Origin of the sequence: Chelativorans alearensis (genome assembly GCF_010993735.1) — a bacterium.
Lineage (GTDB): Bacteria > Pseudomonadota > Alphaproteobacteria > Rhizobiales > Rhizobiaceae > Chelativorans > Chelativorans alearense.
This window is the reverse complement of the sequence record NZ_WQNI01000014.1, coordinates 51,190-70,198: the sequence shown is the minus strand read 5'-3', so window position 1 is coordinate 70,198 and position 19,009 is coordinate 51,190. Positions and strand designations below refer to the sequence as shown.

Genomic DNA, 19,009 nt, shown 5'->3' with positions numbered 1-19,009 from the left:
CCCGGGAGGGTTTCTCCATATTCCCTTACGTCCTCTTGACGCCGGCAGTGCTGGTTACCTTGCTGATCGTCTTCCTGCCCATGGCGGAAGCGATCTTCCTGAGCTTCCACGACTACGTTGTCTGGCGCCCGGCGGATCGTGCGTTCATCTGGTTCGGCAACTTCATCGCCGCATTTCAGGACGAGGTTTTCTGGATATCGTTCTGGAACACCCTGCTGTGGATCGGCATCACCATTCCGGCACAGGCCCTGCTCGGGCTCATCACCGCCATTCTGCTCAACCGCGATTTCTTCTGGCGACCGCTGGCGCGCGCCCTGATCATCATTCCCTGGGCCCTGCCGAGTGTCGTCATCGCCCTGATGTGGCGCTGGATCTATGACGCCAATTACGGTGTGCTGAACGACATCCTCTTCCGGCTCGGGATCATGCAGTCTTCCTTTCCCTGGCTGGCCGATCCCGACACGGCGCTCTACGCAATCATCCTAACGCTCACCTGGCAGGGGTTTCCGTTCTTTGCTGTGATGATCCTGGCGGGCCTGCAATCCATCCCCAAAAGCTACTACGAGGCAGCCGCGATCGATGGCGCCAGCAACTGGCAGCAATTCCGAAACATCACGCTGCCCGGCATCGCCGGCGTTCTCGGCACGGCGATCCTGTTGCGCACGATCTGGGTCGCCAACTCCATCGACGTCATCTACGTGATGACCGGCGGAGGGCCGGGCTACGCCACCCACACGCTGCCGCTCTACGCCTTCATCGAAGCCCGCTCCAGCCTGAACTTCGGCTACGGCTCGGCGCTTGCGGTCATCTTCACTCTCATGCTGACCGGGCTCGTCCTCGTCTATCTCTCCCGCGTGAACAGGACACTGGATTGATGGTACGCCGCCAATCCACCTTCCGTTCGATCTTTGGCACCCACCTGCCGGTCCTGGCGATCGTCTTCTTCGCCCTCGGTCCGTATATCTGGATGGCGCTGACTTCCTTCACCCCGCAGGACCACCTGCTACAGACCGGCGTCGCGCTCGATCCGCAGAACTGGACCGCGGCGAATTACGAGCGTCTGGTGGGCCGCACGGACTTCCCCATCAACATGGTGCACAGCTTCATCGTCGCCATCGGAACGGTCGTCCTTGGGCTGAGCCTGAGCGTTACCGCGGCCTACGCATTCTCGCGCTTCCGCTTCCCCGGCCGGCGCGTACTGATGATCAAATTCCTCGTCATCAACATGTTTCCCGTCGTCCTGCTGATTCTGCCCTTATTCGTGATCATGCGCCGGCTCGGTCTCCTCGACACGCACGCAGCACTCATCATCGCCAACGCCACCGTAGCGATCCCATTCTCCGTCTGGATGATGACCAGCTACATCAACTCCATTCCCAGGAGTCTCGATGAGGCCGCCATGATCGATGGCTGCTCGCGGCTGGGGGCGCTCAGGAAGGTGATCCTCCCCCTCATCCTGCCGGGTATCATCGCCACCGGCATCTACATCTTCATCACCTCCTGGAACGAGTACCTCTACGCGCTGACGCTCGGCGGCCGCAACGTGCGCACCATCACCGTCGCCATCCAAACGCTGATCGGCGAGTACCAGATCGAATGGGGCCTGCTGACGGCAGGCGGCGTCCTGGGCGCCATGCCCGCAACCCTGCTCTTCCTGCTCATTCAGAAACGCCTGATCTCGGGCCTCACCCAGGGCGCCGTCAAAGGCTGACCGAACCATGGAGAACGCATCAATGACCAATCCTGTTGGGCTGATATCCATGCAGATCGCCCGCCCCTTCACCGAAGATCACTTTCCATGGCTGAGCCGGCTCAAGGAACTGGGCTACGACTTCATCGAACTGCTTGTGCCGGAGCCGGGCGATATCGAACTCGGAAAACTGCGCAAGGCGCTCACCGAGGCCGGCCTTGACGTCGTGCTCGCCGCCCGCGTCAACATGGAGCGCAACCTGACCAGCAGCGACGCGAATTGCCGCCAGCAGGGCCGGGATTACCTGAAATACGCCATCGACTGCGCGCATGAACTCGGCGCGCGCATCGTCGGCGGCCCGCTCTACGGCAATCCTCTTGTCTTCGCGGGGCGCCCGCCACAGCCGGTCGACGAGGACCTGCGTTCTGCACGCGAGCGCTGGTGCGTGGAAGGCCTCAAGGCCGTCGCCCCGCTCGCCGCACAGGCAGGCATCACCCTCGCCGTGGAGCCCCTCAACCGTTTCGAGACCGACATCCTGTGCACGACCCGGCAGGGGATAGCGCTCATTGATCTCGTCGACGAGCCGTCCATGGGGCTCATGCTCGACACGTTCCATATGCACATGGAGGATGCGAGCATTCCCGAAGCGATCGTCGAAGCGGGTCCCCGCATCGCGCATTTCCAGGCGAACGAGAACCATCGCGGCTTCCTCGGCACGGGCGCAACGGACTGGGTTGCCGTCGCCAGGGCGCTCAATGCCGTCGGCTATACAGGCCCCATCTCGCTCGAACCCTTCCGCCGCAACGACGACCGCATCGCCGTGCCGATCGCCCAATGGCGGCCGCCTCACGAAGACGAAACCGAAAGACTTTCCGCAAGCCTCGCTTTTTTGAAGAACGCAATAACCATGGGATGTTATCGTAGATGACGCTGAATATCGGCTGGATTGGCTGCGGGCGCCACGCCTCGCAAATGCTTTTGCCTCAACTCGTTCGTGAGGACGTGCGGATCGCCGCTGTCTGCGATATCAATCCAAGCCGCGCGGCGGACGTCGCCCGGCAATACGGGGTGAGCGAGATCTTTTCCGACGCCCGTGACCTGCTCGCCCATCCCGGGCTCGATGCCATAGGCCTTGCCATCGGCCCCGCCGCCCATCTCGAGATCGGCAGGGCGGCGCTGCAGCGCGGTCTGCCCGTCTTCATGGAAAAGCCGCCCGGCGCTTCCCATGAGGATGCGCTGCGCCTGCAGGAGGCCTCTGAGAAGGCCGGAAAGCCCCTCGTGGTCGGTTTCATGAAGCGCTTCTCCGTCGGCAACAAGATCGCCAGGACAGTCATCGACCGGGATTTCGGCTCCCCCCTCGGCTTCTACGGCTCGTACATGACGGCGCCCACCTATTTCAAAGGGAGTGCCGACTACACCGACTTCCTGCTGCACCATTGCGTGCACTACATGGATCTTCCGGCCCATCTCGTCGGCCCCATCGCGGCGATGGAACCCCGCGTCATAGAAAAGGAGCCGGGCAAGATCCTGCTTCACATCGCCATGGAGTTCGAGAACGGAGCGATCGGCACGCTGATCATGGGAACGGTCCAGTCCCGCGGCACGCCCATGGAGTTCGTGCAGGTGATGGGCGATCACCGCCGCATCGAGATCGACAACATAATCGGGGTCTCCTACCATCGCGATCCGCCGTTCAAGTCCGATAACCCGGAAGCGAGCCTGATCGATGGCGAGGACACCCTGACCTGGCGTCCGAACTTCACGGCCGCGGCGAACGAAGACTTCAAAGGATACCATGCGCTTCTAAAGGAAACGCTCTCCGCCTTCCGTGGCGAGCGCAACTCAGCGCCCCTGATCGAGGACGGCGCCACGGCGATGCGCTGGCTGGAAACCGTTCGCACCAGCCTTCCGGCCTAAGATGAGTGCCGAAGGCACCACAAGGTTAAAGAGCCGCCTTGCCGTCGGCAGCGTCCTCGAGAGCCACACGGCCCTTCTCGCCGTCCCTGGCGACGCCGTCGCGTCGCGATAGTGCAGATGCGCGCCGACCGCTTTCGCGCTGGTCACAACCCCGCGGCCACCGCGCTGCGTGTTGAGCTTCACGACACGGGCCTTCACGATCACCCGGCGCGAGCGATAGCGCACACCCTCTTCGTACAGCTTCCAGCGCGGCTTTCCTTGGGAGGGACGCCACAAGCTTGGCGCCGCGGCCGCGGGCGTTGAAGCGGCCGCTTTCTCTTCCGGCCGGCCCGCGGACGCGACGTGGATCGTCGCCGCCTTGCGCCCGCGACTTCCACCTGCGGTGGAACGACGGTGCGCCTAACTTGCACTTCCTCGCCGGCTGCGCGGTGGTCCCGGTCGAACTCTGAAAAGATCGCCATCATCGTCTGTCATAAGAGCTGACGCGGACCGATGAGGACGATCTGCGCGATCGCACGTGAGCGGACATAGACGCAATGAGGGCGTAGAAGCATTTCGTCAGCCACCGGGCCGGCACGGTATAAACGGCGGAATCCAAACGGAAAGGGATATCCGCAACTCGCGCGTTCCGCTGGTTCAAACACTGTGCCGCAGAACGCCAGATATGAGAGTCCTCGGTCCACGTCAGCTCTCATTGCGCCTAGCCTCGACGGAGCGATCCCGTCTCGCGATGGAGTCCGAACGACGCCGCAATATAGCCCTGCATCACCGACTCGATAGAAGCCAAAACGAGCGGCCGCGCATGGCAAAGAACCTCGCCAGATCGGACGGCGGGGAACAGGCGGCCCAGATATTGGCCGATCAGCGGCTCCGGGATGCCCCGGTCTTCCAGAAGATCGAAAAGCCGCGCGACAGCAGCTTCGGCTTCGGCGTTCGGCCAATAATACCGAATGCGGTCGCTGTAAGAGAAATGCCGCAGACGGCGCCGCGCCTCCGCGTCGCCCTCGTAGTATTTCCCCCAATGCGACGGATCGGCCAGCATGACCGTTTCCATCACCTGCCGAAGCGTCCGATCCCTGCCCTCCGGCACAAGTTCGGTCGCGATTGAATCGAGACCGTAAAGCGCCTCGCGCAGCGCAAAGGTCAGGCCGGGGCCGACCTTGAGGATCGCAAAACCGTCGGAGACCAGCGCGGCTAGGTTCTCTCGGGTCTGGTAGTCGGTGGAGTGCGCCTCGAACACCAGACCGGGCAGATCGCCCAGAACCGCGCTCAGTTCCCGCGCAGCGGCGGGGTCATAGTCGATCACGTTGTGATTGCCGAACTCGACACCTGGCTGAACGACCAGACCGATCACCCTTGTGAAGGCGTCATCCAGCCCCGCCTCCTCGAAGACCTTCCTGTGGGCGGATACCGTTTCGGTCGCAGCGGCAGCGGTGGTGACTTCCAGGGCACCCAGTTCCTCCATCGCGCCGCCGGGGATCGGCACTTCGGTTCCGATGACATAGACAGGAGCGGCCATGCCGCCGCCTGGCGCCACTTCTTCCGCCGCAGCCGCCAGCCGCGCCGCCCTGCGCGCCGTCATGGCATTGTCGAGCGCCACCGGCTCCCCCGCGCAACCCATCGAACAATCGAGGTGCAATTTGGTGAATCCCGCGGCGGCATAGGCGCGAACCAAGACATCGGCCTTGTCCATTGCCTCCGCCGCCGGCAGCGACTTCCATGGGTTTGGACCCAAGTGATCACCGCCCAGGATGATCCGTTCCGCCGGAAAGCCCGCCACCCGCGCGATGTCCTCGACACGCGCGCGGAAATCGGCAGGGGTCATGCCGGTGTAGCCGCCATCCTGGTTGACTTGGTTGCAGGTCGCTTCGATCAGAAGCGGCAGGTCGGTCGGCAGGGTCGCGCGCATCGCCGCTTCCAGCACCAGCGGATGGGCCGAGCATACCGACGGCAGGCCGGATGGGCCGGGACGCGCGCGCCAGCGAGCGATATCGGAAAGAGGATGCAGGCTCATCGCCGGGCCTCCGCGTCTTCCAGAAACCTTTCAAGTTCGGCTCGGGTGGACGCTCCCTCCATCGGCCCGATCTCGGTCACGGCCCGCGCGCCCGCGGCGTTGGCATAGCGCAGAGCCGTTTCGGGCGTCTCGCCTGCCAGTCGCAGCGCGACTAAGGTTCCGCCAAAGCAGTCGCCGGCCCCGGTGGGGTCGCGCTCCTCGACCGTATGGGCCGCCACGTCAAACCGTGCGCCGGGGGCGACGTAGGACGCGCCCTTGTCGCCCCTTTTGATCACGATCTCGCCAACCCCTCGAGATAGCAGATCGTGTATTGCCCCCTCTTCGTCGGTCGCTTCGGTGAAGTGGAAGATCTCGTCCCCTGAAGGCAGAAAGATGTCTGTGCGGTCGATCAGGCCCGCGAGCTTTTCGCGCAGGCCCGGCTTATTCAGCATTTCCGCGCGGATATTCGGGTCGAAGCTCAGCGTGCCGCCCCGCGCTTTCACCCGATCGACGGCCTGAAGCGCAATTCCGGCCATACCCGGGACCGACAGGGCGGTGCCCATGATGTGGATATGCCCGCAGCTATCCATCAGGGCTTCGCCCGCATCGGTCAGAGCCAGCGTCGCTGTGGCGCTCCCGTCGAGCGTATAGACGAAAGCGCGCGATCCATCGGGACGGTAGCGGACGAAGGCGCAGCCCGTCGCCTCGCCCGTAGCCACGTCTATCCCGGAGACATCAATTCCATCTGCCGCCAGCCGCGCGATGTTGAGACGGCCGAAATCGTCATCGCCCACACGACCGATAATCGCGGCGTCGAACCCTAGGCGACCGACCTGATTGATGAAGATCGCCGGTGCGCCGGAAGGATATGGGCCTGTCAGCGGTTGAACTTCCCGAAACCCGTCACCCCTAGTGGCAGCGACTATCTCGACGAGGATTTCTCCGACTGTCAGAATCTTGGTCATGGGAGCGTTGGCCTGTTCAGAATGTCACGGCACGCCCCGAACATCTGCGGAGCATGCCTTCGGAAAAGCCCCCGCGCCTTCGGCGACCGAAGGCGCGAGTGCGTCCAGCCCTCATGCGGGAGGAAGCATCACAACGTGGCGCCCATCATCATCCGCACGATCTCTTCGTCATTCGTCTCGGATGGGCGGCGTTCTCCGGCGACGACGCCACGGGCGAGCACGATGATGCGATCGGCGGCGGCGAAGATGTCCGGCAGGTTGTGCGAGATCAGGATGATCCCCACGCCCTTCAACTTCAGCCGCTCGATCAGCGCCATAACCTCGCGCTGCTCGGGCACGCCCAGCGCCGCCGTCGGTTCGTCCATGATGACAAGCTTTGCCTGCCAATGGATCGCGCGTGCAATGGCGATCGCCTGGCGCTGCCCGCCGGACATTTCGCGAACCGGCGCCGTCGGGTCCGGCACGACTATTCCAAGACTCTGGAGCACATCGACCGCGTCGCGCCGCATCTCGTCCCGCGCAAGGAACGGCAGCCCAAGAATCCGGCGGGTTTTTTCCCGTCCCAGATAGAGGTTCAGTCCAGGATCGAGATTATCCGCCAGGGCCAGATCCTGATAGATCGTCTCGATCCCGGCGGTCCGAATTGCTTCGGCCGACTTGCCGGTCAGGCGCACGCCGTCGAAGTGCACCTCCCCTTCGGTCGGCGTGTAGACGCCCGAGATCATCTTGATGACGGTGGACTTCCCGGCGCCGTTGTCGCCGGCAAGCACGACACATTCGCCTTCATTGACGTCGAAGCTGACGTCCTTGACCGCCTCGTTACCTCCGAACCGTTTCTTCAGGCCCTTTGCGCTGAGGAGTGCCGTCATGAACTCACCCCCGTCAGCCGGTCTCTGGACTGATCGACAATCACGGCGACGATGATCACCAGCCCCACGGCGACGAACTGCCAGTAGGGCGGCAGGCCGGAGAAGACGAGGCCGAACTGGATCACCGCGATAATGATCGCACCAATTACCGTGCCGACCACCGTGCCCTGCCCACCGGTCAGGGATGCGCCGCCGATAAACACGGCCGCGACGGCATAAAGCAGGATCGGCTCGCCCGCATTGGCTGCACCGGCCGAGAACCGGCCCGTGTAGATCAGCCCGCCGATGCCGGCGGTGAGTGCCGAAAGAACGAAGAGGATGACCAGATGCTTCTTGACGTCCACTCCGGCCCGTTCGACCGACGCCCTGTTTGCGCCGAGAGCATAGGTGTGCACGCCGAACTTCGTGTGGGTCAGCAGGTAGCTGAAAACGATCGCTACCACTGCCGCCACCAATACCGGGACCGGGAAGCCCAGAATTATGCCGTTGCCGATCTCGCGCGCCTCGTCGCTACGGATCGACACGGTCGCGCCGCCCGCCACGATCAGCGCGACACCACGGGCGATACCGTAGGTACCGAGGGTGCCGATGAAACTCGGCACGCTGATGAAAGCGACAAGCCAGCCGTTGATAAGCCCCACCACGATTGCCGCCAGGAGCCCGACGCCAAGCGCAAGGATCACCGTCAACCAGCCGCCCTCCGGCCCGAAGAAGCGAATGACCAGCGCCATGACGACAGCGGAGAACCCGGTGGTGAACGCGATGGAAAGATCGATATGACCCGCCACGATGACCAGCGTCAGGCCAAGCGCCAGCAGCAGGATCTGCGACGCAGCGACGGCAATCGATTGAAGCGTGTAGAGACGGAAAAGGAACGTGCCCCCCGTTTCCAACTGCGCATAGAGTTCGAAGAAGCCGAGGATGAGGATCAGGAACAACCACGACCATGCGTTGAGTAGGGACTTCAAGAATGAAGTCCCATTATTCTCCAACATCAAATTCGGCCTCATTCGGAATAGATGAACTTGGCGATGTTTTCGTCGTTCACGTTGTCGGCGTCGATGACGGTGAACCCGGTCCCGATCGAGGTCGGCACCGACTGGCCGGTCAGAACGGCATAGGCGGTCATCACGCCATAGTAGCCGATCTCCGCCGGATGCTGCGCGATAGCCGCGTCGACGAGGCCGGACGAGATGTTGTCGACGATGCTCTTAGGTGCGTCGAAGGCGATCACCGTCACGTCTTCGGACTTCTGCGCGCCATCCACGCCATTGCCTGCCCCGAGCGCCGAGAACAGGTTCGCACCGAACACACCCGCGATGTCGGGGTTGCGGGCCAGAACGGCCTGGAACTGCGATGCCGCCAGCGATGCATCGTTCTCGTTATACTGGGTCTCGAGGACTTCGACATCGGGGTAGTTCTCAGCCATCTCCGCCTTGAACCCTTCCTCGCGCTGGTCGGTCGTCGAGATGCCCGGACGCACGTTTGAGACGTAGACCTTGCCCTTTCCGCCGATCCGCTCGGCCATGAAGCGTGCCGCCATCCGACCGCCGCCAATATTGTCCGACGCGATGTAGGACATCGGGAAGTCGCCGTCTCCCGCACCGTCCTGATATTTTCCATCTTCGATGAAGGTGTCCACGGTGATGACCGGGATGCCGGCATCGTTCGCACGGCGCAGCGGCTCGATCATCTGCACGCTGTCTGTCGGCGCGATAAGGATCGCATCGGGTTGGCGGGCGATGACCGCGTCGAGAACCGGCGTTTGCAGAACGGGATCGAATTCTTCCGCGCCCTGGAAATCGACCGTGATACCAAGTGCCTCGGCCGCCGCCTGGGCGCCGCGGTTCATTGTGATGTAGAAGGCATCCGTCGTCAGGCCCGGAACGAGCGTGATCGTTATATCTTCCTGGGCCTGCGCCACGCCAGCCACGCCAAGCGCGGCAGCGAACACGGTCGATCTGATGAGATTTAGCATAAAGATTTCCTCCCTTTGAAACCGGCTCCTCCGAACCGGAATATCGATGGCGGGGGAACATCACCCGCCGCGAACCAAATAAGTTCGACGAGTTTGATATTGCCCAACCGCGAGTTATGACGCAAGAATTAAGTTCCAGAAATATATTTCATGGAGGGCAACGATGACCAGACGCTCCAGGGGCGCTCGGCTTTTGAACCGAAGCCTGATGCACACAGCTGCAAGGCTACATTACCTGGAGGGCGCATCGCAATTGGAGGTTTCGCGCCGGATGCGAGTCTCGACCGCAACGGTATCCCGGCTTCTGGCACAAGCCCGCGAAGACGGGATCGTGCGGATCCATGTCGCCGATCTGGACGAGGCGGACGAGATCGGCGATCAGCTTTGTGCCGCATTGAAGCTGCGCGCCGTCCGGGTCGTTGAAAGCGACAAGGTCGCCGTGTTGGCGTCGAGCGTGGGCGCTCTTTTGAGCGATGCTGAACTGCCGGTGGGATCGATCGTCGCCATTGGGTGGGGGCGCACAGTCCAGAGCGTCATCGCCGCTGGGCTTCCCCGGATACCGGACGTCATTGTGGTACCGGCGATGGGAGGAATACACGAAACCGCCTCGCATTTTCAGATCAACGAGTTCGTGCGCACCGCCGCCGAGCGGATGCAGGGCGACGCCTACTTTCTCCATGCGCCCTCGCTGGCCTCGGCGGAACTGCGCGCAGTGCTGAAGAAGGATCCCGACATCGCGCGAATCCTGAAATACTGGTCAAGTGTCGATGCAGCGATCCTTGGTATTGGCGATTTCCAGCGGGCAACCAGTAATCGCGATGTCGCTTTCGAGAGCGACGACGCCCATCGCGTGGTGGGCGATGTGGTACGGCACTATTTCGATGAAAACGGACAGGAAATCCGGTGGCGCGGCCAGGATAATCTCATGGCGATCAGCCGCGATCAGTTGCGACGGATCCCTCTGAGCATCGGCGTGGCCATCGGCAAGGAAAAGGTCCGCGCCATCCTCGGCGCGGCACGGTCCGGCATGATCAATGCGCTCGTGACCGACACACGAGTGGCCCGCCTGATGCTGGACCATCTGGAAGGCACCGGCAAGGATCCCGCCATCAGGAGGTGAAATCAATGCCCACTTCTGAAATATATTTCAGTAAATTATTGTTGAATGGAAGTGCTGAGGAAGTTATCTCCCTTGGTATCGGCCGTTGGCATGCCAAGACTCTGAAAGAGGATCATCCGTATGAATACGAAAATGACGACTGCGGAGCTTCGCGGCTATCAGCAGATTTGCGGCGACAGTGGTCTGATGATGGTCGTCGCCTGCGATCAACGCGGAGGCATGCGCAAGGTTCTGGCCGATACACCCGAGGCACAGGCCAAGATCGACGAGGCCACCCTGGGTGTGATCAAGGCCGGCATCGTCCGCCACCTCGCGAACAAGGCGTCCTGCGTACTGCTCGACGCGGTATGTGCCGTGCCGAAGGTCGTCGATGAGGGCGTTCTTGCCCGTGACACCGGGCTTCTGATCGGACTCGATGCCTCGGGTTGGGATACCGACGCGAACGGCTATCGGATCTCCAAGCTGGTGCCAGGTATCAACGCCCGCCGCGTGCGCGTGCTAGGCGGCACCGGTGCCAAACTGATGGTGTACCTACGCCCCGATCGCCCGGATGCCAATGAAGTCAACATCCGGATTATCCGCGAATGCATCGCCGATTTTGCGCGCGAAGACGTGCTGCTGGTGGTCGAAATCCTGACCTACCAGCTTGACGGTGAATCGGACGCGGACTACGCAAAGGCCTTCCCGGATCTCATCGTCGATTGCGCCCGCATCTCGCTGGAGCTGGGGTCCAAGGTTCTCAAACTGCCTTATCCGGGCACCGCCGAAGCATGCAGCCGGATCACCGCGCTTTGCAACGGCGTGCCCTGGGCGGTACTTTCAGCCGGCGTCGACCACGAAACCTTTATCGGACAGGTGGAGACCGCCATGAACAACGGGGCATCGGGTGTGATCGCAGGTCGTGCCTTGTGGAAGGACTGCATCTCGCTCGACGCGAAGACGCATGAAACACGTCTTGAACAGATCGCAAGCGATCGACTTCGCCAGATCCAGAAGATTCTGGACGCTCATGCGGTCCGGGGCTGAAACGACCATCGGTGTGGATGTGGGGGGAACCCGCATCCGCGTCGCCCGGATAAGCCAGGCGGGCAAGCTGCTGGAGCGCGTCATCGAGCCTGTCAGACAGGACCGGGAGGGTTTTGCGGATCAGTTGCTGCGCTTGGTGGATGACCTGCGAACCGACGGCGACACCGCCGTGGGTATCGGCATTCCAGGCAGGGTGGACGGCAACTCGGGCAAGATCAGATCCGCAGGCTACCTCGATATTGCAGGATTGGATCTGGTTGACCTGATCACGCGCAGGACGGGCCTGCCCTGCCGGATCGAGAACGATGCAACCATGGCGTTGATCGCCGAAGGACAAGCACGCCCCGAAGGCGCGCAGGGCCTGATCTTCATGATAACCGTGGGCACCGGGATCGGCGGCGCGGCGCTGAAGGACGGCACCCCGTGGTATGGGGGCGGTTTTTCGGGTCAATTCGGGCATATCGTCGTCGCCAGCGATGGGCCTCGGTGCAATTGCGGGCGGACCGGCTGTGTCGAAACTTTCAGTTCAGGCACGGCGCTTGGCCGCCTGATCACGGAGACCGGTCTGCCTGAAGGAATCCGCGCGGACGATCTTCTCGCACGTTCCAGGACGGGGGATCGCTTGGCGGCAGTCGTGCTCGACCAGTGGGCCAGCCCGTTACGGCGAGCGATCGAATCCCTTGTCGCCGTGGCTGATCCGCGCCTCGTTCTCATCGGCGGCGGGCTTGGTGCCGAGATGACACGTGCGCTCGAACGGTTGCCCCGGCGGAGCAAATGGTTCGAAATGCCTGTCGAGGCGGCATCGCTGGGCGACGACGCGGGCGTCATCGGAGCGGGTTTTCGCGCTCTTCAAACGGTGCGCGGTGCGGAAGGAGGACCGGCGGCATGAGGCAGGCGATCATCGTCAACGGCGTGCCAGCCAGCGGCAAATCGACCGTTAGCGCGCGTTTGACCCAGGCACTTCATGACGCGGGCATCGCCGCGGTGCCTCTAAGCCTCGATACGGTCAAGGAGGGGCTCTTCGTTCATGTGGGAACCGGCGACCGCGAGCATAACCGGATGCTGGGCCGGGCCAGCTATCACGCCATCTTCAATACGGTGGCAGCTTTTCCCGACGGACTGGTGCCGGTGATCGACGCGTGGCACGGGTTTCAGCCCGAAAGCGTTCTGCGCGATCACATCGCGTGCGCGCGGATCGAACGGGTGATCGAACTCTGGTGCCGGGTGACCCCGCAAACCGCCGCCGCGCGTTATCGTGCCCGGACTGCCGGCCGGCACACGGGGCATCTGCCTGCATCCTACGCCGATGAACTGTTCGAACTCACCAAGCGCGCAAAGCCCTTCGCCATCGGCCCCGTCGTGGAGATCGACACGGAAAAGCCCGTCGATCCGCGGGTGCTTGGCGAGGTCCGCGACCTGTTGAGCTCGCCCACCTAGCAAATTCCACCTGGAGGAGGAGCGTAGATGGCATCGTACGACAAAGGCCCCATTCTGTTGACGGGAGCCACCGGCGGCATCGGAGCGGCAACGGTCAGGCATCTGGTCGCCAAGGGCGCCGATGTAATCGCCAGCGGCCGCGATGAAACAAAGCTCAAGGCGCTTGCCGACGAAACCGGCTGCCGGACGGTAGCCTTCGATCTGACTTCCGAGGACAGTGTGCGGGACGCGATAGGCGACCTGGATCTGTGGGGCGTGGTCAATTGCGGCGGTTTCGGCGGCGAGATCGCAACGCCGATGGAGACCGATATCGACGTGTTCGACAAGGTGATTTCGGTCAACACCCGTGGCGCTCTTCTGGTCACCAAATACGCCTCACGCACGATGATCCGGCTCGGCAAGGGCGGCGCGATCGTCAACGTGTCCAGTCAGGCCTCTCTGGTCGCGTTGAAGGGCCATATTTCCTATGGCTCGTCCAAGGCGGCACTGGACAACATTACGCGCGTTTCGGCGCTGGAGCTCGGGCCTCATGGTATTCGGGTGAACGGCGTGCATCCCACGGTGGTGATGACCGAGATGTCGGCGTTCTACTGGGGTCGCCCCGAGATCGGCGAACCGTTCCTGAAGCAGATGCCCCTCGGCCGCTGGGCGACGGAAGAAGAGATAGCGGCGCCTATCGCCTTCCTGCTGAGCGACGGCGCCTCGATGATCTCTGGCGTATCGTTGCCCATCGATGGTGGCTTCACCGCCTGTTGAGCCGATGAGAGGAACTAAGGAGGCTCTTCGCCTCAGCGCCGGCTCGCTCGCCAACCTGCCCGAAAGCGTATGCCGAGGAGACCAACCGGCTCAATCGCGAGCGCCGCTCCATCGGAGAAGCCGACCGCGCCGAACTGGGAAGAATCGAAAGGCCATGCGGGAGATCGTTCAAGCCATCGAGGACGGCGGCTACACGCGTATGCTGACGGAGCTCCTGCGCAAACTCGAAGCTCGGCAGGACCGCAACGGATCGCTCGGGAATGTCGGCCTCGGTCGTCGCCAAGGCTCGCAACTACCGATACCGGCATTCGCTTGCAGTTCCTGTGTGACCCTTGGCGTCCCCTACCCTGTGCGACGAGGCTAGCCAGGGTCACGCCGACCGAGACTCGTCGTTCGGGTTCGAGTACGCGACTTTGCACACTTCGCACCTACAACGCCGCGAGTGGCAACCGAAGCACAATCTTCGGATGCGTGAGTTGCATAGGCTGGTATTCGCCGACGAAACCGGGACCACCCCCAAGGAGCCTCAAGGGCGAAGCCGTCAGCAGGGCGACGGGGCTGGCTCATCTTCTTGCCGCCCTACAGTATCGCCGTCAACTCGATCCACCTTAGCCAGGCCGCCAAACTGTCTCACCAAGCGGGTCCACCTCTATAGGGTCTGGACCCGCTATCACTCACCCAAAGGTGTTTCTGAGCACTCCGACAGGTTCACATTCGATCTCGACCACATCGCCCTTCTCAAAAAAGCGGGCATGTTCGAGGCCGCAAGCGTTGCCGATCGTGCCTGAACCAAATATTTCACCGGGATAGAGGGTTTCGCCCTGCGAGACGAAGGCGATCATCTCTTCGAAACCGTGCAGCATCTGTGAGCAATCGTCCGTCGTGAAGACCTCGCCATTGATGCGCGCGGTAACTTGGAGATTACGCACATTCTCGATTTCGTCACGGGTGACGATGCAGGGCCCCATGGCATTACCCAGATCGAAACTCTTGCCCTTTGCGGGCCCCAGCATGCCCTGCATCTCGAAAAGCTGGGTGTCACGGGCGGAAAAATCATTGTAAAGCGTATAGCCGAAAATGTGATCGGCCGCGCGCTCCACCGGGATCTCTTTGCCGGTTTTCCAGAGAACCGCTGCCAGTTCCAGTTCGAAGTCCCGGTATTGTGAATATTCCGGCCATTTCACCACTTGCTCGGGGCCGATGACGCTGAAGCGGTTGGTGATGTAGTAAATGGGTCGCTTGCGATAGACCTCGGGCACATCTGGTGCGGGGGATATGTCGGGGATCGGCTTGCCGGCGAGCATCGCCGCGAGCTTCTGCATCCCGACCGGCGCCTGACGAATATGGGTGGGGAACACGGAAAAATCGCGGATCTGGGGCGGCACGGGGATGGGCGCACGCAATTCTACGCTATCGAGCTTCAGCAGATGATCGCCGCTGGCCTCGGCCCGCTCGGCGACAGACCGGGCAAGATCAAGAGCCCGCTCGCCCCCTTCGATCAATGCCAGCATCGAGGCGAATGCCCCCTGATCGCGCCCCTCGGCGGCAGTCGCAAGATCAACGAGATGGCTCCCATCCGCGCCAAGCGCTCCGATCTTGTCGGTTCGTGTCGTTCTGAACGTTGCCAGTTTCATTTCTTGTCCCTCAGTCCCTGATGACAGCGACCGGGCGACACCAGCCAGCGCTCGCCCCCTTGACCTTCACCGGAAAGCAGATCACCTCAAAGCCCGTGCCAGGCAGTGCTTCGAGATTGGCCAGTTTCTCCATGTGGCCGTATCCCCTGACCATTCCGGCCCGGTGCCCTTCCCAGATCAGCGAAGCATCCCCCGTCTCCGTCACCTTGCGCGCGGTGTGGACGAAGGGCGCGTCCCAGCTCCAGGCGTCGGTGCCGGTGATCTTCACGCCCCGCTCGGTCAGATAAAGCGTTGCCTCGCGGCCCAGGCCGCAGCCGGAGGCCACATAATCCGGCTCACCATAGCGCGCGGCGGCGGCGGTGTTCACCAGCACGATGTCCAGCGGCTTCAGCTCGTGCCCGATGCGATCAAGCTCCCGCCGCATATCGTCGGCACCGGCAACATAGCCGTTTTCGAAATGGCGGAAGTCGAGCTTGACGCCGCGTCCCCAGCACCATTCCAGCGGCACCTCATCGATGGTGATCGCGCGCTGCCCGCCGTCCATCGTCGAATGAAAGTGGTAGGGCGCATCAAGGTGCGTGCCATTGTGCGTTGAGAGTGTCACCAGTTCGACGGCCCATCCTTCGCCGCCGGGCAACTGCTCCTTCGCGACTCCGGGGAAGAAGCCAAGCACCTGATCGGCGGTTTCCTGGTGCGAAAGATACTGGATTTTCGGCCCCAGACCGGGCGGATCGGCATATTGCGTGTTTTCAAGCGGACGGGACAGGTCAACAAGTCTCATCGGGTTCTCGCTTTCATATCAGCCCCCGTACGTTCGGCCTTCACCGTGGGTTTCGGCATCCTTATCAAAAACATATACGATCCGGCAATTCATATATTGATACTGGATTGATGCCGCCCTATAGTCGGCGCTCCAAACTCTGGGAGGAGACCGATATGAGTCACACTGCGCGCAACGCGCTGCTCGCCGTCGGGCTGACGGCGAGCGCCGGCCCTGCCTGGGTCGCCACGAAATCGACTGTTGCCTACTCCCCTATCACTCCCGAGCAGAACGCATGGTGGATCGACGTCATGGACCAGCAGGGTCTTGTCAAAGGCGACCGCGACGTCAACGCGATGGTCAGGAAGTAATTGCGGTTTCAACCGGCACAAGGCGTGCCGGACCGGATAACAGGTGGAATATCAATGAGATTCTTTGCAACGATCGCATTCATAGCAGCGGGCCTGACAGCGAGCGCGGCCCCCGCTTGGGCCGCAATGAAAATGAAGGTGGCCTACACCCCTAACGGCGTGACGGCACCGCTTTATGTGGCCAAGGACAAGGGGATTTTCGAGGCGCATGGCCTTGATGTCGAACTGGTTCCGGTTCCGGTCAATTCAACGCTGCCGGCGGCAATCATGTCGGGTAGTGTGCAATCCGGCACCTTCACGCCTACGGTTTTTATTCAGGCAGTTCAGGCCGGTCTTGATCTTCAGGCAATCGCCGGGATGACCGTAACGTCTCGTGAGGCGATGCAGGTCGGCATCGTAGCCCGCACTGGTAGCGGCGTGGAAAGCGTTGAGGATCTGGCTGGCAAGCGGGTCGGCGTGCCCGGTATCTCGGCTGTGCTTGATATTATGGCCCGGCGTATCATGCTGATGCATGGGGTCGATATAAATTCTCTCAGCTACACGGAAACCCCATTCCCTGTGCAGATGGATATATTGAATGCCGGCACGATCGATGCGGTCGTCACCGTCGATCCGTTCTATAGCCGTATCCAGGACGCGGGTGTTGGCACACCTATCGGGGATCTTCTCGAAGGCATTCCCGATGGTCAGACGGCGCAGTTCTTTGGCGTCTCCACCACATGGGCCGATGAAAACCCCGAAGCGGTCGAAGCGTTCCGCGCGGCAATCCGCGATGGTGCGCAATTCGTCAGGGATAATCCCGATGAGACGCGCGCAGTGATCGGTGCTTATCTGAAACTGCCGCCGGCAATCCTTAGCGATATCGTGCTGCCCGTGGTTGACGCTGAAATCACGCCCGAGCAGATCGCATGGTGGATCGATGTCATGGACGAGCAGGGCCTTATCGAAGGCAAACTCGACGTGGACGCGATGGTCCGCGACTGAGTGGGCAAGAGAGTGATCCAGACAGTGGCCAGAACATCGTCAAGCGCCATCACTCTGGCCGACACGGCCGAAGGGATGGTGCTCTCCGATATCCTGTCGGGTGTTCTAGCGCCGGGCGAGCGGCTCATCCTGCCGAGCCTTGCCAAGCGAACCGGCATCGGCTTGACGCCGCTGCGCGAGGCGCTCTCACGGCTGACACGGCGCGGCATGGTGGTGGTGGAGGGCAATCGCGGCTTTCGCGTTGCCACCATCTCGCGCGAAGACCTCGCCGATATCACCACCGCCCGCATTGCCATTGAGACAGCAGCGTTGCGTCTTTCCATGGAGCGCCAACACGCGGACTGGATTGATCATGTAGTGGCGGCTGACCATCGGCTCACGCGAACGATCCGGCAATTTGAAGGGCCAATTTCTGAAAACATCGAGGCCTATGACGAGGCGCATCGCCGCTTCCATTACGCGCTGGTCGCTGGCTGCGGATCAGACAGGCTTCTGGATATGCAGACGAGCCTCTACGATCAGGCCTACCGCTACCGTCGCTTGCTGGTGGTGTCTGGCATGGACCCTGAGCGCGCCATCGCGGAACATGCGGTGCTCGTTGAACTTGCTCTGGGGGGTGATGTGAACAGCGCATGCGCCGCGCTGGCGAGGCACCTCAAACTAACTTCCCACGTCTTTTCCGACGACTGACGGCATCGCCCGAGGAGCATCCAGATGTCCACTGCCATGCCAGCACAGATATCCCTGGCTGATGTCGATGTCTCTTTTGGCAGTAAAACGGTTCTCTCGGGGCTCAATTTTGAAGTTTTCAAAGGCGAGGTGATTTCCATCGTTGGCGCTTCGGGCTGCGGCAAGACGACCTCTCTGCGCCTGCTTGCCGGCCTTCTTGCGCCAAGCGGGGGAAGTGTATCCTTCGAGGGAAAGCCCGTTCGTGGGCCGCGACGCGAGACGGCGATTGTCTTTCAGGATTATGGCAAGGCGCTGCTGCCCTGGCGCACCGCCGAGGGAAATGTCTCGCTCGCGCTCGAAGTCATGGGAGTGCCGGGCCCCGAGCGCCGGTCGCGGATCAGCGAGTTGCTGGCGCTGACCGGCCTTGCCGGGCATCATGACAAATATCCGGCGCAAATGTCCGGCGGGATGCAGCAGCGCCTGCAAATCGCGCGGGCGCTGGCGCAGGACCCGGCAGTCCTCTTGATGGACGAACCTTTCGGCGCGCTGGACGCAATGACCCGCCAGTCGCTTCAGGACGAGTTGCTCGACCTTTCGGCCCGCACCGGCGTCACCATCTATTTCGTAACCCATGATCTTGAGGAGGCAATCTATCTTTCCGATCGCATCATCGGTCTCTTGCCCAACCCCGGGCGCATCGGCCGCATCTTCGATGTGCCGCTGCCACGACCGCGCGATCAACTGATCACCAAGGAAGACCGGAGCTTCCTCGCCCTGCGCCACGAACTCTACGATTTCGTCAAGGGGAGCGAGCATTGAGCGCGCGAAAGCCGGATTTTC

The 19,009-nt window shown here is 62.1% G+C and carries 20 protein-coding genes; 13 read left to right on the top strand and 7 right to left on the bottom strand.

What is annotated here, in order from left to right; genetic code table 11:
• Window positions 1–47 precede the first annotated feature (47 nt).
• Genes GPJ75_RS21110 through GPJ75_RS21095 form a run of 4 tightly spaced genes read left to right on the top strand, consistent with a single transcriptional unit; the run spans window position 48 to window position 3,607 of the window.
• Window positions 48–875, top strand: coding sequence for a carbohydrate ABC transporter permease (locus GPJ75_RS21110; protein WP_246249166.1), 828 nt, complete (start codon window positions 48–50; stop codon window positions 873–875).
• Window positions 872–1,711 carry an ABC transporter permease subunit gene (locus tag GPJ75_RS21105; protein WP_163271045.1) on the top strand — a complete coding sequence of 280 codons (840 nt, stop codon included), beginning with the start codon at window positions 872–874 and terminating at the stop codon, window positions 1,709–1,711. The genes GPJ75_RS21110 and GPJ75_RS21105 overlap by 4 nt, the downstream gene beginning before the upstream one ends.
• Window positions 1,712–1,733: 22 nt before the next feature.
• The gene (locus GPJ75_RS21100) at window positions 1,734–2,618 is read left to right on the top strand and encodes a sugar phosphate isomerase/epimerase family protein (protein ID WP_163271043.1); all 885 of its coding nucleotides are present in this window, start codon (window positions 1,734–1,736) and stop codon (window positions 2,616–2,618) included.
• Window positions 2,615–3,607, top strand: coding sequence for a Gfo/Idh/MocA family protein (locus GPJ75_RS21095; protein WP_163271040.1), 993 nt, complete (start codon window positions 2,615–2,617; stop codon window positions 3,605–3,607). Before GPJ75_RS21100 ends, GPJ75_RS21095 begins: the two co-directional genes overlap by 4 nt.
• Before the next feature lie 700 nt (window positions 3,608–4,307).
• Here the strand turns inward: GPJ75_RS21095 and GPJ75_RS21090 are convergent.
• The 5 genes from GPJ75_RS21090 to GPJ75_RS21070 form a co-directional block, all read right to left on the bottom strand.
• Window positions 4,308–5,621: a D-tagatose-bisphosphate aldolase, class II, non-catalytic subunit gene (locus tag GPJ75_RS21090; protein WP_163271038.1), complete on the bottom strand. Its 1,314-nt coding sequence runs from the start codon at window positions 5,619–5,621 to the stop codon at window positions 4,308–4,310.
• Window positions 5,618–6,565, bottom strand: coding sequence for a tagatose kinase (locus tag GPJ75_RS21085; RefSeq protein WP_163271036.1), 948 nt, complete (start codon window positions 6,563–6,565; stop codon window positions 5,618–5,620). Before GPJ75_RS21085 ends, GPJ75_RS21090 begins: the two co-directional genes overlap by 4 nt.
• 128 nt (window positions 6,566–6,693) lie before the next feature.
• The gene (locus GPJ75_RS21080; RefSeq protein ID WP_163271033.1) at window positions 6,694–7,434 is read right to left on the bottom strand and encodes an ATP-binding cassette domain-containing protein; all 741 of its coding nucleotides are present in this window, start codon (window positions 7,432–7,434) and stop codon (window positions 6,694–6,696) included.
• Complete coding sequence (locus GPJ75_RS21075) at window positions 7,431–8,402, bottom strand: ABC transporter permease (RefSeq protein ID WP_205602597.1); 972 nt, start codon at window positions 8,400–8,402, stop codon at window positions 7,431–7,433. Before GPJ75_RS21075 ends, GPJ75_RS21080 begins: the two co-directional genes overlap by 4 nt.
• Before the next feature lie 38 nt (window positions 8,403–8,440).
• Window positions 8,441–9,412, bottom strand: coding sequence for an ABC transporter substrate-binding protein (locus tag GPJ75_RS21070; protein ID WP_163271029.1), 972 nt, complete (start codon window positions 9,410–9,412; stop codon window positions 8,441–8,443).
• Between the two features lie 163 nt (window positions 9,413–9,575).
• On the opposite strand from GPJ75_RS21070, the gene GPJ75_RS21065 reads away from it, so the two are divergent.
• From GPJ75_RS21065 to GPJ75_RS21045, 5 genes are all read left to right on the top strand, one after another.
• Window positions 9,576–10,532, top strand: coding sequence for a sugar-binding transcriptional regulator (locus GPJ75_RS21065; protein WP_163271027.1), 957 nt, complete (start codon window positions 9,576–9,578; stop codon window positions 10,530–10,532).
• A gap of 120 nt (window positions 10,533–10,652) precedes the next feature.
• On the top strand, window positions 10,653–11,558 hold the full coding sequence (locus GPJ75_RS21060) for a tagatose-bisphosphate aldolase (RefSeq protein ID WP_163271025.1): 906 nt from the start codon (window positions 10,653–10,655) through the stop codon (window positions 11,556–11,558).
• Complete coding sequence (locus tag GPJ75_RS21055; protein WP_163271023.1) at window positions 11,542–12,447, top strand: ROK family protein; 906 nt, start codon at window positions 11,542–11,544, stop codon at window positions 12,445–12,447. The genes GPJ75_RS21060 and GPJ75_RS21055 overlap by 17 nt, the downstream gene beginning before the upstream one ends.
• On the top strand, window positions 12,444–12,995 hold the full coding sequence (locus GPJ75_RS21050; RefSeq protein WP_163271021.1) for an AAA family ATPase: 552 nt from the start codon (window positions 12,444–12,446) through the stop codon (window positions 12,993–12,995). The genes GPJ75_RS21055 and GPJ75_RS21050 overlap by 4 nt, the downstream gene beginning before the upstream one ends.
• 27 nt (window positions 12,996–13,022) lie before the next feature.
• Complete coding sequence (locus tag GPJ75_RS21045; RefSeq protein WP_163271019.1) at window positions 13,023–13,751, top strand: SDR family oxidoreductase; 729 nt, start codon at window positions 13,023–13,025, stop codon at window positions 13,749–13,751.
• Between the two features lie 674 nt (window positions 13,752–14,425).
• On the opposite strand, the gene GPJ75_RS21040 is transcribed toward GPJ75_RS21045, so the two are convergent.
• Together GPJ75_RS21040 and GPJ75_RS21035 are read right to left on the bottom strand one after the other, a co-directional pair.
• Window positions 14,426–15,385: a fumarylacetoacetate hydrolase family protein gene (locus GPJ75_RS21040; RefSeq protein ID WP_163271017.1), complete on the bottom strand. Its 960-nt coding sequence runs from the start codon at window positions 15,383–15,385 to the stop codon at window positions 14,426–14,428.
• A 10-nt stretch (window positions 15,386–15,395) separates the two neighbouring features.
• Window positions 15,396–16,166 carry a cyclase family protein gene (locus GPJ75_RS21035; protein ID WP_163271015.1) on the bottom strand — a complete coding sequence of 257 codons (771 nt, stop codon included), beginning with the start codon at window positions 16,164–16,166 and terminating at the stop codon, window positions 15,396–15,398.
• A 155-nt stretch (window positions 16,167–16,321) separates the two neighbouring features.
• On the opposite strand from GPJ75_RS21035, the gene GPJ75_RS21030 reads away from it, so the two are divergent.
• Genes GPJ75_RS21030 through GPJ75_RS21015 form a run of 4 tightly spaced genes read left to right on the top strand, consistent with a single transcriptional unit; the run spans window position 16,322 to window position 18,988 of the window.
• Complete coding sequence (locus tag GPJ75_RS21030) at window positions 16,322–16,516, top strand: hypothetical protein (RefSeq protein WP_163271014.1); 195 nt, start codon at window positions 16,322–16,324, stop codon at window positions 16,514–16,516.
• A gap of 54 nt (window positions 16,517–16,570) precedes the next feature.
• Complete coding sequence (locus GPJ75_RS21025) at window positions 16,571–17,500, top strand: ABC transporter substrate-binding protein (protein ID WP_163271012.1); 930 nt, start codon at window positions 16,571–16,573, stop codon at window positions 17,498–17,500.
• Between the two features lie 12 nt (window positions 17,501–17,512).
• Window positions 17,513–18,190: a GntR family transcriptional regulator gene (locus GPJ75_RS21020; RefSeq protein WP_163271010.1), complete on the top strand. Its 678-nt coding sequence runs from the start codon at window positions 17,513–17,515 to the stop codon at window positions 18,188–18,190.
• 24 nt (window positions 18,191–18,214) lie between these two features.
• Window positions 18,215–18,988 carry an ABC transporter ATP-binding protein gene (locus tag GPJ75_RS21015; RefSeq protein ID WP_205602596.1) on the top strand — a complete coding sequence of 258 codons (774 nt, stop codon included), beginning with the start codon at window positions 18,215–18,217 and terminating at the stop codon, window positions 18,986–18,988.
• The last annotated feature ends 21 nt before the right edge of the window (window positions 18,989–19,009 follow it).

What these genes read in the sequence shown, in the direction of transcription:
- GPJ75_RS21090 (WP_163271038.1), bottom strand. Translation starts at nt 5,621, where the DNA reads ATGAGCCTGCATCCTCTTTCCGATATCGCTCGCTGGCGCGCGCGTCCC.
- GPJ75_RS21080 (WP_163271033.1), bottom strand. Translation starts at nt 7,434, where the DNA reads ATGACGGCACTCCTCAGCGCAAAGGGCCTGAAGAAACGGTTCGGAGGT.
- GPJ75_RS21100 (WP_163271043.1), top strand. Translation starts at nt 1,734, where the DNA reads ATGACCAATCCTGTTGGGCTGATATCCATGCAGATCGCCCGCCCCTTC.
- GPJ75_RS21040 (WP_163271017.1), bottom strand. Translation starts at nt 15,385, where the DNA reads ATGAAACTGGCAACGTTCAGAACGACACGAACCGACAAGATCGGAGCG.
- GPJ75_RS21095 (WP_163271040.1), top strand. Translation starts at nt 2,615, where the DNA reads ATGACGCTGAATATCGGCTGGATTGGCTGCGGGCGCCACGCCTCGCAA.
- GPJ75_RS21055 (WP_163271023.1), top strand. Translation starts at nt 11,542, where the DNA reads ATGCGGTCCGGGGCTGAAACGACCATCGGTGTGGATGTGGGGGGAACC.
- GPJ75_RS21015 (WP_205602596.1), top strand. Translation starts at nt 18,215, where the DNA reads ATGTCCACTGCCATGCCAGCACAGATATCCCTGGCTGATGTCGATGTC.
- GPJ75_RS21045 (WP_163271019.1), top strand. Translation starts at nt 13,023, where the DNA reads ATGGCATCGTACGACAAAGGCCCCATTCTGTTGACGGGAGCCACCGGC.
- GPJ75_RS21085 (WP_163271036.1), bottom strand. Translation starts at nt 6,565, where the DNA reads ATGACCAAGATTCTGACAGTCGGAGAAATCCTCGTCGAGATAGTCGCT.
- GPJ75_RS21065 (WP_163271027.1), top strand. Translation starts at nt 9,576, where the DNA reads ATGACCAGACGCTCCAGGGGCGCTCGGCTTTTGAACCGAAGCCTGATG.
- GPJ75_RS21035 (WP_163271015.1), bottom strand. Translation starts at nt 16,166, where the DNA reads ATGAGACTTGTTGACCTGTCCCGTCCGCTTGAAAACACGCAATATGCC.
- GPJ75_RS21030 (WP_163271014.1), top strand. Translation starts at nt 16,322, where the DNA reads ATGAGTCACACTGCGCGCAACGCGCTGCTCGCCGTCGGGCTGACGGCG.
- GPJ75_RS21050 (WP_163271021.1), top strand. Translation starts at nt 12,444, where the DNA reads ATGAGGCAGGCGATCATCGTCAACGGCGTGCCAGCCAGCGGCAAATCG.
- GPJ75_RS21060 (WP_163271025.1), top strand. Translation starts at nt 10,653, where the DNA reads ATGAATACGAAAATGACGACTGCGGAGCTTCGCGGCTATCAGCAGATT.
- GPJ75_RS21070 (WP_163271029.1), bottom strand. Translation starts at nt 9,412, where the DNA reads ATGCTAAATCTCATCAGATCGACCGTGTTCGCTGCCGCGCTTGGCGTG.
- GPJ75_RS21025 (WP_163271012.1), top strand. Translation starts at nt 16,571, where the DNA reads ATGAGATTCTTTGCAACGATCGCATTCATAGCAGCGGGCCTGACAGCG.